Raw genomic sequence first — 12,794 nt, 5'->3', positions numbered from 1 at the left:
AAAAGGAGGCAGGCCGGTTGTCCGCGCACATACTCGTCATCGAAGACGATCCGTACATCAGCGAGTTGATCGGCCTGTACTTGAAGCGAGAAGGCTTCGACTACGACGTCGCGGGCGACGGGGAGGACGGCTGGGATCTGTTTTCCTCCGGACCTCCCGATCTTGTCATTCTCGACTTGATGCTGCCCGGGCTCGACGGCTGGGCCGTCTGCCGCAAGATCCGAGCGGAGCGCTCGACGCCGATCATCATCCTGACTGGCAAAGGCGAGAGCTACGACAAGCTTAAGGGTTTCGAGCTGGGCGCGGACGATTACCTCGTGAAGCCGTTCGATCCGAAGGAGCTGATGGCGCGCGTGCGCGCCGTCCTCCGGCGGACGATGCCGGGATTCACGCGGGAGCCGATCCGAATTCCAGACCTGACGATCGACCTTGACCGCTATATCGTCGAGTGCTGCGGGTCGGAGCTCACGCTTCCGCCCAAGGAAATGGAGCTTCTGCATCTGCTGGCGTCGATTCCCGGCCGGGTTTTTACGAGGGATCAGTTGCTGGACAGGATCTGGGGTTACGAATTCGACGGCGATCCCCGCACGGTCGACGTACATATCAAGCGAATCCGGGAGAAAATCGGCATGACGGCACACTATCGGATCGAAACCATACGGGGCGTCGGTTACAAATTCGAGGTGAGCGGGACATGAGGCGGTACAGCGGCATTACCGTCAAGCTGCTGCTCGCCTTTTTTGCCGTTCTGCTCATATCCTTCGCCATCACGCTGTTCGTCTCCGACCGCTTCGTCAGAACGCAGCTGCGGGAGCGCAACGACCAGATGGAGGCGCGTCAGCTCGACGTGACGGCTGCGCTTGTACGCAGCGCGTACAGGGAACAGTGGAGCCGTGCCCAACTGACGTCCGCCCTACAGATGAGCGGCGGGCCAAACCGGACGATCGTTATATTGAACAGCGCCGGGGAGGTCGTGCTCCAGTCGGGCAACCCGGGCGCCGGCGAGAGCGTCGAGATCGATCCGCAAGCCTTGAAGGAGACGCTGGCGGCCCGAGACAAGCATTGGCGGCCCGGCGACGCATCCGGCGAAGGCAAGATACGGATCGCGGCCGGTCCGGTCGGCGGGGATATCTCATGGAACGCGCAAACGATACTGGTCGTCTCGCAGGCGTTTCAGCAGGATTTTAACGTCTTCAGCGGATTGTTCCGCAACATTATGATCACGATGCTCGTGGTCTCGACGATTATGGTGCTCATCGTCTCGCGCAGCATGACGGCGAGGCTGAGACGCATGACGCAGGCAGCGAGAGATATCGCCAAAGGCAGGTTCGATATCCGTCTGCCGGACCGGCATCGCGACGAGATCGGCGAACTGGCTTCTTCTCTTAATCATATGTCCGCCGAGCTTGGCAGCCTCGACCGGATGCGCAGGGAGTTTCTCGCCAACGTGTCGCACGACCTCAGGTCGCCGCTCACCTCGATCGGCGGCTTCGTCGAAGCGATGCTGGACGGAGCCGTGCCTCCCGAGAGAGAGAGGCATTACCTCGGTCTCGTTCGCGAACAAACGCAGCGCATGAACCGGCTGGTGAACGACCTGCTCGACGTGGCGCGCATGGAGGGAGGACAGCTCGAGATCTCGCCGGTGACATACAATCTCAGCAGCTGGATCCGGGGGCTGCTCGCCCGGATGTCCCCCGACGCGGAGCGCAGGGGCATCAAGCTCGAGCTGATCGGAGACGCCGAGGATCTTTGGGTGCGGGCGGATCCCGACCGGATCGACCAGGTGCTCGCGAATCTGGTGCTCAACGCCATTCAATTTTCGCCGAACGGACGGACCGTGCAGGTCGAGGCTGTTCGCACAGGGGCCGACTCAAGCATCAGCGTAAGGGATCGCGGCGTCGGCATCCCCGACGGCGAGCTCGATAAAATCTGGCAGCGATTCTATAAATCCGACAAAGCCCGCTCCGCGCGAACGGGCAGCGGCCTGGGCCTCGCCATCGTTCAATTCGTGCTCGAGAAGCATGGCACCGCGGCTTCCGTAATCAGCGCTGAGGGGGTAGGAACGGTGTTTACTTTCTCGCTGCCGCTGGAGGAACAGCCATCCAATTCGCCTTATTCTGTCCGCGACGGCGTCTGACGGCGTTCGCGGGCTGTTGACGGTTCCCTCCGCCAAGAGGCATAATGGAAGGAATACCTCACGATTCGCGGCGGCCCGCGCTTTTTTCGCAGGCCCGGAGCGGAAAGGAACATGGCATGGGCATGGAGCAGCTGCTTGAAAAAGCGTCGACATACATGAAGGAACAGGACTTAGAGCGCATCCGGGAGGCCTACGCGTACGCCGACGAGGCGCACCGGGGGCAGCTGCGCAAATCTGGCGAGCCTTACATTCTCCACCCTGTAGCGGTCGCGGAGATTATGGTTCAGATGCAGATGGACGTCGTTACCGTCGAAGCGGCGCTCCTGCACGACGTCGTCGAAGACACTACCGTGACGGTCGAGGACGTGCGCGGCGAGTTCGGCGAGACGATCGCAGGTCTCGTGGACGGGCTCACCAAGCTGGAGAAGATCCAGTTCCGGTCCAAGGAAGAGCAGCAGAACGAGAATTACCGCAAGATGTTCGTCGCGATGGCGAACGACATCCGCGTCATCCTTATCAAGCTGGCGGATCGCCTGCACAACATGCGGACGCTGAAGTTCCAGTCCGAGGAGAGCCAGCGGCGCATCGCGCACGAGACGATGGAGATCTACTGCCCCATCGCGCACCGGCTCGGGATGAGCGCCATCAAGTGGGAGATGGAGGATATCGCGCTGCGATATCTCAACCCGCAGCAGTATTATCGGATCGCCAACCTGATGAAGAAAAAGCGTACGGAGCGCGAAGCGTACATTTCCGAACTCGTCGACAAGATCCGCGAGAAGCTCGAGGAGATGGGCATCCAGGGAGATATCTCGGGCCGTCCCAAGCATATTTACAGTATCTACAAAAAAATGACGGAACGCGGCAAGCAGTTCAACGAAATCTATGACCTGCTGGCGATTCGCATTCTCGTGGACAACGTCAAGGATTGCTATGCGACGTTGGGCATCATCCACACGCTCTGGAAGCCGATGCCGGGCCGCTTCAAGGATTATATCGCGATGCCCAAGGCCAACATGTACCAGTCCCTCCATACGACCGTCGTCGGTCCGACCGGCGAGCCGACCGAGGTGCAGATCCGTACCTGGGACATGCACCGCACGAGCGAGTACGGGATCGCCGCCCATTGGGCCTACAAGGAAGGCAAGGACTCCGGCAACGTCGCGAGCAGCTTCGGCGACAAGATGAACTGGTTCCGCGAGATCATCGAGCTCCAGCAGGAGACGCGCGACGCCGCCGAATTCATGGAGTCGCTGAAGATGGACTTTTTTACCGATCTTGTTTTTGTATTCACGCCAAAAGGCGAAGTGTACGAACTGCCTGCTGGGGCCGTGCCGCTCGATTTCGCGTACCGGATTCATACCGAGGTCGGCAATCGGACGATCGGCGCCAAGGTCAACGGACGGATCGTCCCTCTCGACCATAAGCTCAAGACCGGCGATATCGTCGAGATCCTCACGTCCAAGCATTCGTACGGACCGAGCCAGGATTGGCTGAAGGTCGCGCAATCCTCGCATGCGCGCGCCAAGATTCGGGCTTGGTTCAAAAAGGAAAAGCGCGAGGAAAACGTCGCGAAGGGACGGGACGCGATCGAGCGCGAGCTGAAGCGCCTGGGGCTTGAGCCTTCCGAATGGATGAGCGACGACAAGCTGCTCGAGGCGGCCCGCAAATTCACCTTTAACGATATCGAGGATATGATGTCCGCGATCGGCTTCAGCGGCATCACGGCCGCGCAGGTCGTCACCCGGCTGACGGAGAAGCTGCGCAGGGAAGCCGAAGAAGCCCAGCAGATTCAGCTGACCAACGAGGTCAAGGAAGTACGCGCGCCTTCCGCAGCCGCCGCCGCGAACCGGTCGCGCACTTCGAGCGGCGTCCGGGTCAAAGGCGTCGACAATCTGCTCGTGCGCTTCGCGCGCTGCTGCAATCCGGTTCCAGGAGATCCGATCATCGGCTACATTACGCGCGGACGCGGCGTATCCGTGCACCGTTCGGACTGCCAGAACCTGCCGACCGCCGCCGAGGGCGAAGAGGCGCAGCGCGTCATCGAGGTTGAATGGTGCGAGGAGGTCGAGGCGAGCTACAGCGTCGAGATCGAGATTCTCGGGCACGACCGGCGGGGCCTGCTCAACGAGGTGCTGCAGACGGTGTCGGAGAGCAAGACCAATATCGCGGCCGTATCGGGCCGTTCGGACCGCAACAAGGTCGCAATCATGCACCTGACGATTTTGATCCGCAACAAAGAGCATCTGCAAAACGTGGTCGACAAGATCAAGCGGATCAAAGATATATTCTCGGTGCAGCGGCTTATGCAGTAGGCAATTGATAGATTTCGATAAATTTGAAGCAACTATTGCGGCGGCCGAATCGGCCGCCGCTTATGCGTACAGGAGCGGATGAGGAGATGAAGGTCGTATTGCAGCGGGTTTCCCATGCCCGAGTCGATATCAAAGGGAAGACGGTCGGAGAGATCGGAGCGGGACTGCTGCTGCTCGTCGGCGTCGGTCACGAGGATACCGAGCATGACGCCGCCAAGATGGCGGACAAGATCGCCGGCCTGCGCATATTCGAGGACGACGGCGGCAAGATGAATCTGTCGGCGAAGGAGACGGGCGGCGCGATATTGTCCGTCTCGCAGTTCACGCTGTTCGGGGATACGCGCAAGGGGCGGCGCCCGAACTTCATGGGGGCGGCAAGGCCGGAAGCGGCATCTGCGCTCTATGACCGGTTTAACGGGATGCTGCGTGAAAAGGGACTGACCGTCGAAACCGGATCTTTTGGCGCGATGATGGATGTGACGTTAACAAACGACGGTCCGGTGACATTGATTCTGGACACGAAAGAATAAGGAGAGCCGCGAGAAGCGCCCGCGCCTTTGCGTTTTTTGCGCGAACGGCGCTTCTGAATGGGAAAGGGATGCATGGGCAACACTACGTATCGTTACTCTTTTCAACCCGGAAAGGAGCCGATCGTGTGCGCCAGTCTCCCAAGGAAGCCCGGATGGATCGGGCGGCCGGCACGATGCCGGGCGCGGATCGCCGGGAAGCGCAAGCGCTGATGGCCGAGGAATTCGCGGCCGAGCTCGCGCCTCGCGACACGTCCGCAGACGGCGGCATGCGACCCCGTCGTCCGAATCGCGGATGAGGATGCGTTTTTTGAGATTGTAACAAAGACGTAATGTTAGCTTCATGCTCCCTTAATGAATTCCGACTATTATAGTTGGTGACCCCCTTTTTCTATAAAGCAACAAACTGAAGCCCGCTCGAATTTCGAGCGGGCCCTTTTTTTCTCAAGATGCTATTTCGCGAACATTTGCTTTTTAAGCTCCGCGTTGCGCTTGGCGAACACGTCGTTGTGCGAGGACACCATCCCGTATGCGTTCGCTTCCGGCGTAATGTATTGCTTCGCCTTGTTGACGGCGTTGGCGGCGTCCTGGAAGGCGCCTGCGATCAGGTGAAGCTTGCCGTCATGCGCGAGAATATCGCCGGCGGCATACAGGCCGGGCACGGACGTCTCGCTCATCGGCGTGCCGTCGATGCCCCAATCCGGTCTCATTCGGACGTCGATGTCGCTCTTGTCGAGCATGTCGCTATCGCGCTCGTAGCCGTGGTTGATGATGACTTCGTCGACCTGGAGCTCGACCGTGGACTCGTCTTCCATATTTTTCAGCAGGACGCTGCAGATCGCGTCATGGCTGTCCGAAGCGACGAGCTTTTCGATGGCCGTGTTCAGAAGGCAGACTACCGTCCCGCTGTTCAGCTTGGTGATCTCGGCTTCGTGGCCCTTTAAGGTATCCTTGCGGTAGGTCAGGTACACCTTGGCCGCGATCGGTTCGAGCTCGTTGGCCCAGTCGATCGCCGAGTTGCCGCCGCCCGAGATCAGGACGGTTTTGTCCTTGAAGCGGGAGAGCGACTTCACGGTATAGTGGAGGTTGGACACTTCGAACCGGTCCGCGCCGTCGATATCGAGCTTGGTCGGCTTCAGAATACCGCCGCCTACGGCGAGAATGACCGTTTTCGAATAGTGCTTGTCGCCCGAATCCGTGCAGAGGACGAACAGGCCGTCCTCGCCTTTGGAGATGGACGTGACCTTTTCGCCAAGAACGACTTCGGGTCCGAAGGTGAGCCCCTGCTGGATCAGCTGCTTGATGAGCTGCTCGCCGGTCACCGGCGTCAGTCCGCCGACGTCCCAGATCATTTTCTCGGGATAGACGTTGACCTTGCCTCCGAGAATCGGCTGATACTCGATGAGCTTCGTTTTCATTTCCCGCAGACCGCTATAAAATGTGGAGTATAGCCCGGCCGGGCCTCCGCCGATGATAGTGACGTCGTATACGTTCGGTTGCATAAGCGATCGATCGCTCCTTTATGGTCGCGTATTGAGCCGGGCTGCAGGAGGGCTGCAGGACTCTTTTCCAATATCGTACCACATTCTCATGAGAATGAGAATCGTTATTGATCAGTTCAGCTGAGCTATCTTTCATAATTGAGGCCATTTCTTGACACGCGAGCCCGCCGAAGGGTAAAATGAAACTCAATTGTATCAAACTTCGATTCAATGACGGGAACAAGTACTCCGGACCCACTTCTCCAGAGAGGATCGCCTTCAGGCTGCGAGCGATCCGCCGATGACCGGACGAACGACATCTCCGAGAACCTCCCGCGAACGGGCGGACGAGAGGCGAATGCGCCACAAGCGCGTACGCCGACATTCCGCGTTCAGTAGCGAGCAGGCGTCCGCCGGGCGTTAACCGGTTCGAGAGCGAGCGCAACTTCTTCTGCATCCATTGCAGTTGAGCGCGTTCGAACGACGGGTGGTACCGCGGGAGCATATACGAGCTCTCGTCCCGGATGACGCAGCGATGCGCTATCCGGGACGAGAGCTTTTTTTGACGAATTCGAGAGGGTGGTGCAGCAATGGGATTTCAAAAACCGCCGGGCACGCAGGACTTTTTGCCGGACGCATCCGAGCTGTGGCAATACGTGGAGCGGACCGCAAGGGAGATCGGCAGAAGATTCAGGTTCAGAGAGATACGCACGCCCGTATTTGAAGCGACCGAGCTGTTCCAGCGGGGCGTCGGCGAGACGACGGACATCGTCGAGAAGGAAATGTACACGTTCGTGGACAAAGGCGACCGCAGCATGACGCTTCGGCCGGAAGGCACCGCGGGCGTCGTACGCGCCTATGTCGAGAATAAGCTGTACGGAGAGCCGGAGCTGTCCAAGCTCTACTACATCGGGCCGATGTTCCGGTACGAGCGGGCCCAGGCTGGCCGCTACCGTCAGTTCCACCAGTTCGGGGTGGAGGCGATCGGTTCGGAGGATCCTGCGCTCGACGCCGAGGTCGTAGCGCTCGGCTACGCCTTTTATAAGGAAGTAGGCTTGACCGGCGTGACCGTGGACATCAACTCCGTCGGTACGCCCGAGGTGCGCGCGGCGTACCGGGAGACGCTGCTTGGATTCCTCCGTCCGATCAAGGACACGCTGTGCAAGGACTGCCAGTCGCGAATGGAGCGCAATCCGCTGCGCGTGCTCGACTGCAAGGTGGATCAGGACAAGTTCGAAGGCGCGCCTTCGATCCTCGACAGCCTTGACGAGGCTTGCAGCTCGCACTTCGCGCTCGTGCGGCAATACCTGGACGATATGGGCATCCCGTATCGGGTCAATCCGCGGCTCGTACGCGGCCTGGATTACTATACGCACACGGCGTTTGAGTACAAGGCGCAGGGGATCGGCGCGATCGACACGATCGGGGGCGGCGGGCGGTACAACGGCCTCGTCTCGCAGATCGGCGGCGAGGACCGTCCGGGCGTCGGCCTTGGCCTCGGGCTCGAGCGCACGGTCATGCTGCTCGAGAGCCAGAACGCGAAGCCGGACTTCGGGCCGGCCGTCGACGTGTTCGTGATCGCGCTCGGCGAGCGGGCGGAGCGGGAGACGCCGGGGCTGCTCTATCGGCTCCGCGAAGCCGGATTGTCGGCCGACAAGGACTATCAAGGGCGCAAGACGAAGACGCTGTTCAAGGCCGCCGACCGCATCGGCGCGCGTTATGCGGCCGTCATCGGAGACGACGAGCTGGAGCGCGGCGAGGTCGGGCTTAAAAACTTGAAGACGCAGGAGCAGAGGCAAGTGCCGCTTGCGAAGCTGGCCGAGACGGTACGCGAATGGAACCAACAAGACGAAGAGGGGTTAGCGCAATGACAATGCTTAAAACATTTGACGCAGGCAAGCTGACAAAAGAACACGTAGGACAGACCGTCGTACTGAACGGATGGGTGCAAGGCTGGCGCGACTTCGGCGGCATTCTGTTCATCGACCTCCGCGACCGCAGCGGAATCGTGCAGATCGTGTTCAATCCCGAATTTTCCGGCGACGCGCTGGATCTCGGCGGTCGCGCGCGCAACGAATACGTGCTCGCAGTGAAGGGGAAGGTCGTCGAGCGCGATTCGGAGACGGTGAACGCAAATCTCGCGACCGGCGAGATCGAAGTGCAAGTCACCGAAGTCGAGATCATGAACAGCGCCAAGACGCCGCCGTTCCCGATCGAGGACGGCGTTGAGGTAGACGAGTCGCTGCGCCTGAAGTACCGCTATCTTGACCTGCGCCGTCCGGAGATGCAGCGTACGCTATATCTGCGCTCCAAGGCGACCAAGGTATTCCGCGACTTCCTCGACGACCACGGCTTCCTCGACGTCGAGACGCCGATCCTGACCAAGAGCACCCCTGAGGGCGCGCGCGATTATCTCGTGCCGAGCCGCGTGCATCCGGGCGAGTTCTTCGCCCTGCCGCAGTCGCCGCAACTGTTCAAGCAGCTGCTCATGATCGGCGGCATCGAGCGCTACTATCAAGTCGCGCGCTGCTTCCGCGACGAGGACCTGCGTGCCGACCGTCAGCCGGAGTTCACCCAGGTCGACATCGAGACGTCGTTCCTGTCGCAGGACCAGCTGCTCGGGATGATGGAAGAGCTGATGGCGCGCCTGTTCCGCGAGACGATCGGCGCCGAGATCGAGACGCCATTCCAGCGTCTCACCTATCACGACGCCATCCACAAGTACGGCTCGGACAAGCCGGACCTGCGCTTCGGGCTCGAGATCGAGGACGTCACCGACATCGTCAAGACGAGCGAAGTCAAAGTTTTCGCTTCGGTCGCGGCAGGCGGCGGCGTGGTCAAGGCGCTTAACGCCAAGGGCTGCGCGAGCTGGAGCCGCAAGGAGCTCGACGACCTGCAGCCGTTCGCGGCCCGCTACGGCGGCAAGGGCATCGCCTGGATCACCGTCAAGGACGGCGAATGGAAGGGGCCGATCGTCAAGTTCTTCAAGCCTGAAGAAATTGCTGCGCTGACCGAGCGCCTGGGCGTCGAAGACGGAGACCTGCTCTGCTTCTCCGCCGACAAGCTCAAGACGGCCGCCGATGTCATGGGCAACCTGCGCCTCAAGGTCGGCCGCGATCTCGGCCTGATCGACAACGCGAAGTTCAAGTTCCTATGGGTCGTCGACTTCCCGCTGCTCGGCTGGGACGAAGAAGGCAAGCGCTTTGTCGCCGAACACCATCCGTTTACCCGCCCGCGCGACGAGGACGTTGCTTTGTTCGATACCGACCCGGGCGCCATCCGCGCGCAGGCTTACGATATCGTCCTCAACGGCTATGAAGTCGGCGGCGGCTCGATGCGGATCTACCGTCGCGAAGTGCAGGAGAAGATGTTCACCGCGCTCGGATTCACGCTCGAAGAGGCGAAGGAGCGCTTCGGCTTCTTCCTCGATGCGTTCGACTATGGCACGCCGCCGCACGGCGGCATCGCCTTCGGCCTGGACCGTCTGATCATGCTGTTGACGGGCCGCACGAACCTGCGCGAGACGATCGCCTTCCCGAAGACGGCGAGCGCGACGGACCTGCTCACGGACGCGCCTTCCGGCGTCGAGCACAAGCAACTCGAGGATCTGCACATTCGCCTGTCGGCCAAAGCCATTGCCGCCCAAGCGAAGGCGGCCGCACCGGCCGAGCAGTCCGAGACCGAAGCCGGCGCCGAGCCGGCTGCCGCCAAGGAATAACCGGATCCTAAGGCCAAGGGAGGAGCGATCCTATGCTGCATCAGTTCTCGCGCACGGAGCTTGCCATCGGACCCGAAGGACTCGAGACGCTTAAGGGAAGCACGGTCGCCGTGCTCGGGATCGGGGGCGTCGGCGGCATCGCCGCCGAGGCGCTCGCCCGGTCGGGCATCGGGCGCATTATCCTGATAGACAAGGACGTCGTAGACATTACCAATGTCAACCGGCAGATCCACGCGCTCACGACGACCGTCGGTCAGCCGAAGGCCGAGCTGATGCGCGATCGCATCAAGCTGATCAATCCTGAATGCGACGCGATCGCGCTGAAGATGTTTTACACCGAGGAGACGTACGAAGAGCTGTTCAAGTATCCGCTCGATTATGTGGTCGACGCCTCCGATACGATCTCTTACAAGATTCATCTGATCAAGCAGTGCCTCGAGCGGCGTATCCCGATTATCTCGAGCATGGGCGCCGCGAACAAGACGGATCCCAGCCGGTTCCAGGTCGCGGACATCTCCAAGACGACGGTCGATCCGATCGCGCGCGTCATTCGCACCAAGCTGCGCAAAGAGGGCATTAAGAAAGGCGTCAAGGTCGTTTTCTCCACGGAGGATCCGATCAAGCCGCGCGAAGACGTGACCCAGCGGATCGTGCCGGATACGGCGCCGAAGGAAATCCGCAAGGCGCAGCAGCCGCCGTCCAGCAATGCTTTTGTGCCGCCGGTCGCGGGACTCATTATGGTAAGCGTCGTTTTCCGCGAGTTGGTGGAGGCGGGCCGGAAGAAAGAGTAGACAAGCGCCATTTTTAAAGCCGATTACCGAATATTTCAGACAAAATGCCTTTTGTGGACGCCTGCCGTTGGCGTTTCGCAAGAGGCTTTTGTTGAAATTAAGAAATTCAGGAATTTTAAACTTGAGCAAACTTGAGCGTCAATTTGCGAAGAGGATAGCGCGTTTTCGGCGTATCGGCACTTTAGGATGATTGGCAGGCCCAAAAACCTGCATTTGTACAGGTATTTTCGACCGGCACGCGACGCTTGAAAAAATGACCTGCAAATGTGCAGGTAAATGCAATGCGCAAGCTGAAAATCTGGCTGATGAAGGAAAAAACCTGCACGGATGCATCTATTTGTACAAGAAGGCCGACATTAACGGAAATAGATGTATATTTGCAGGCTTTGCCGTGAAAGAACGACGCGGACGACGATATGCCGGACCGTCTGAAAGGCCGTCGGACGATCCATTGACTGGCGTTCCGCGAGACTCCCGTTTCGGATTCGCAGAACTTAATGAGAACGTCAGGGCAATCTTTCGAAGCCGCCGAAAAAGTCCGAATAACTGTGCGGAACGGTCTGAAGTTGGCTGTTTTCTATGGTCTCCGAACTTTCCATGACGGATTTTTTTAATGCTGCGGAAAATCGCGCTTGGGCGAAAGCGATATTTCGTGCCAGGCGCCCAAATTGTGCCATTGTCCCTGTCACTCCGCAGTTGTCCTTCATACACTGGATCATCCTTGTCGTATGGAGGTGTGAAGTCATGAGCAAGCAATTGTCCGCTAACAAGAAAAACGTGCTGCTTGCATCCAGTTGCCGCAAGCCGCATCCCAAAAAGCGTCGCAAAAAATGCGGCTGCAAGCCGCATCGGAAACATCGCGACGACCATCACAGCCATCGCAGCCACCACAGCCACCACAGCCACCGGAGTCATCACCATGCGCGCTCTGGCGCGGCACCTGTCCGTCCCGAGCCGATCGAACCGGTTGGGGAAGGTCTCGGGGGCCTCGGCGGTCTGGGCGGTATCGGAGGGTTAGGCGGCCTTGAAGGCGGCCTCGGTTGGGGCGCGGAGTCCGGACTAGGTTCGCTGGGCGGTCTCGGAGGAGAACCGGGGCCCGGTCGTGACGGAGATCATCATTCGTATTCGGGCTCGCATCCGCACCGTTCCGCAAGAACGGCTTCCGCTATTCGCGGCCGAAAAAAACGTTATCGCTAGCGAGCGTAACGAAGCTGCCGCAAGGGGGCTGTCCCAAAAGGGTCATGAAAATGACCTGCGGGGCAGTCCTGTTTTTGTAAAACAAAAAGAAACCGTTCTTTGGTAAAATGGAAGTGTCTAGCAACCATTTACGAAAGGAACGGTTTCTTTGTACATTCAATATAGCATGGATCAACTTTGTCTGCCAATGGATCTGGAAACAGATATTCCTGAAAATCATCTTGTACGTGTCGTGAATAGCGCTGTTAACCGCCTAAGCGACAGGCTTTTCGACGCAGCCTACCCCGGAGGCGGACGACACAGCTATCACCCCAAGATGCTCACCAAAGTCATCATCTTCGCCTACACGCAGCGCCTCTACTCCTCGCGCCAGATTGCCAAAGCCGTCCGCGAAAACATCATGTTCATGTGGCTGGCCGGCCGCCAGCAACCGGATTTCCGCACCATCAACCGTTTTCGTTCAGAACGGATGAAGGATGTGCTGGAACAGATTTTTACAGCTGTGCTGGAACTTCTGGTGGAAGAAAAATACGTACAACTGGAACATTACTTTGTCGACGGCACGAAGATCGAAGCGAACGCCAATCGCTATTCGTTCGTCTGGAAAAAGGCTGTTGTGAAGCAGCAC

The 12,794-nt window shown here is 59.4% G+C and carries 12 protein-coding genes; 10 read left to right on the top strand and 2 right to left on the bottom strand.

Annotated features, from left to right (window positions below):
* Nucleotides 1-17: 17 nt before the first annotated feature.
* The 5 genes from ACFOTD_RS03355 (at nt 18) to ACFOTD_RS03335 (ending at nt 5,278) form a co-directional block, all read left to right on the top strand.
* Nucleotides 18-698, top strand: coding sequence for a response regulator transcription factor (locus ACFOTD_RS03355; protein WP_378115731.1), 681 nt, complete (start codon nt 18-20; stop codon nt 696-698).
* The gene (locus ACFOTD_RS03350) at nt 695-2,137 is read left to right on the top strand and encodes a sensor histidine kinase (RefSeq protein WP_378115729.1); all 1,443 of its coding nucleotides are present in this window, start codon (nt 695-697) and stop codon (nt 2,135-2,137) included. The genes ACFOTD_RS03355 and ACFOTD_RS03350 overlap by 4 nt, the downstream gene beginning before the upstream one ends.
* 116 nt (nt 2,138-2,253) lie before the next feature.
* Nucleotides 2,254-4,452 (top strand): RelA/SpoT family protein, encoded by a 2,199-nt coding sequence (locus tag ACFOTD_RS03345; protein WP_378115727.1) that lies wholly within the window; start codon nt 2,254-2,256, stop codon nt 4,450-4,452.
* A gap of 86 nt (nt 4,453-4,538) precedes the next feature.
* Nucleotides 4,539-4,982: a D-aminoacyl-tRNA deacylase gene (dtd, locus tag ACFOTD_RS03340; RefSeq protein ID WP_378115725.1), complete on the top strand. Its 444-nt coding sequence runs from the start codon at nt 4,539-4,541 to the stop codon at nt 4,980-4,982.
* Nucleotides 4,983-5,107: 125 nt separating this feature from the next.
* Entirely contained in the window at nt 5,108-5,278 is a 171-nt protein-coding gene (locus ACFOTD_RS03335) for a hypothetical protein (RefSeq protein WP_378115723.1), read from the top strand.
* 153 nt (nt 5,279-5,431) lie between these two features.
* On the opposite strand, the gene ACFOTD_RS03330 is transcribed toward ACFOTD_RS03335, so the two are convergent.
* Nucleotides 5,432-6,481, bottom strand: coding sequence for an NAD(P)/FAD-dependent oxidoreductase (locus ACFOTD_RS03330; protein WP_378115721.1), 1,050 nt, complete (start codon nt 6,479-6,481; stop codon nt 5,432-5,434).
* A 569-nt stretch (nt 6,482-7,050) separates the two neighbouring features.
* Between ACFOTD_RS03330 and hisS the strand changes: the two genes are divergently transcribed.
* Genes hisS through ACFOTD_RS03315 form a run of 3 tightly spaced genes read left to right on the top strand, consistent with a single transcriptional unit; the run spans nt 7,051 to nt 10,969 of the window.
* Nucleotides 7,051-8,331 carry a histidine--tRNA ligase gene (hisS, locus tag ACFOTD_RS03325; protein ID WP_378115719.1) on the top strand — a complete coding sequence of 427 codons (1,281 nt, stop codon included), beginning with the start codon at nt 7,051-7,053 and terminating at the stop codon, nt 8,329-8,331.
* A gap of 2 nt (nt 8,332-8,333) precedes the next feature.
* The gene (aspS, locus tag ACFOTD_RS03320; protein WP_378116477.1) at nt 8,334-10,178 is read left to right on the top strand and encodes an aspartate--tRNA ligase; all 1,845 of its coding nucleotides are present in this window, start codon (nt 8,334-8,336) and stop codon (nt 10,176-10,178) included.
* A 32-nt stretch (nt 10,179-10,210) separates the two neighbouring features.
* Nucleotides 10,211-10,969, top strand: a complete 759-nt coding sequence (locus ACFOTD_RS03315) for a tRNA threonylcarbamoyladenosine dehydratase (protein ID WP_378115717.1) — start codon at nt 10,211-10,213, stop codon at nt 10,967-10,969.
* Between the two features lie 333 nt (nt 10,970-11,302).
* On the opposite strand, the gene ACFOTD_RS03310 is transcribed toward ACFOTD_RS03315, so the two are convergent.
* Nucleotides 11,303-11,875 carry a hypothetical protein gene (locus tag ACFOTD_RS03310; protein WP_378115715.1) on the bottom strand — a complete coding sequence of 191 codons (573 nt, stop codon included), beginning with the start codon at nt 11,873-11,875 and terminating at the stop codon, nt 11,303-11,305.
* Nucleotides 11,876-12,071: 196 nt separating this feature from the next.
* Here ACFOTD_RS03310 and ACFOTD_RS03305 point away from each other — a divergent pair, with 196 nt between their 5' ends.
* Both ACFOTD_RS03305 and ACFOTD_RS03300 read left to right on the top strand, forming a co-directional pair.
* Nucleotides 12,072-12,272 (top strand): hypothetical protein, encoded by a 201-nt coding sequence (locus ACFOTD_RS03305; protein WP_378115713.1) that lies wholly within the window; start codon nt 12,072-12,074, stop codon nt 12,270-12,272.
* 42 nt (nt 12,273-12,314) lie between these two features.
* On the top strand, nt 12,315-12,794 hold a 480-nt coding region (locus tag ACFOTD_RS03300; RefSeq protein ID WP_378115711.1), incomplete at its 3' end, for a transposase.

It is taken from the genome of Cohnella sp. GCM10012308 (assembly GCF_042649185.1).
Classification (GTDB): Bacteria; Bacillota; Bacilli; order Paenibacillales; family Paenibacillaceae; genus Cohnella.
The sequence above is the reverse complement of the archived record's forward strand: the minus strand, read 5'-3'. Positions and strand labels throughout refer to the sequence as shown.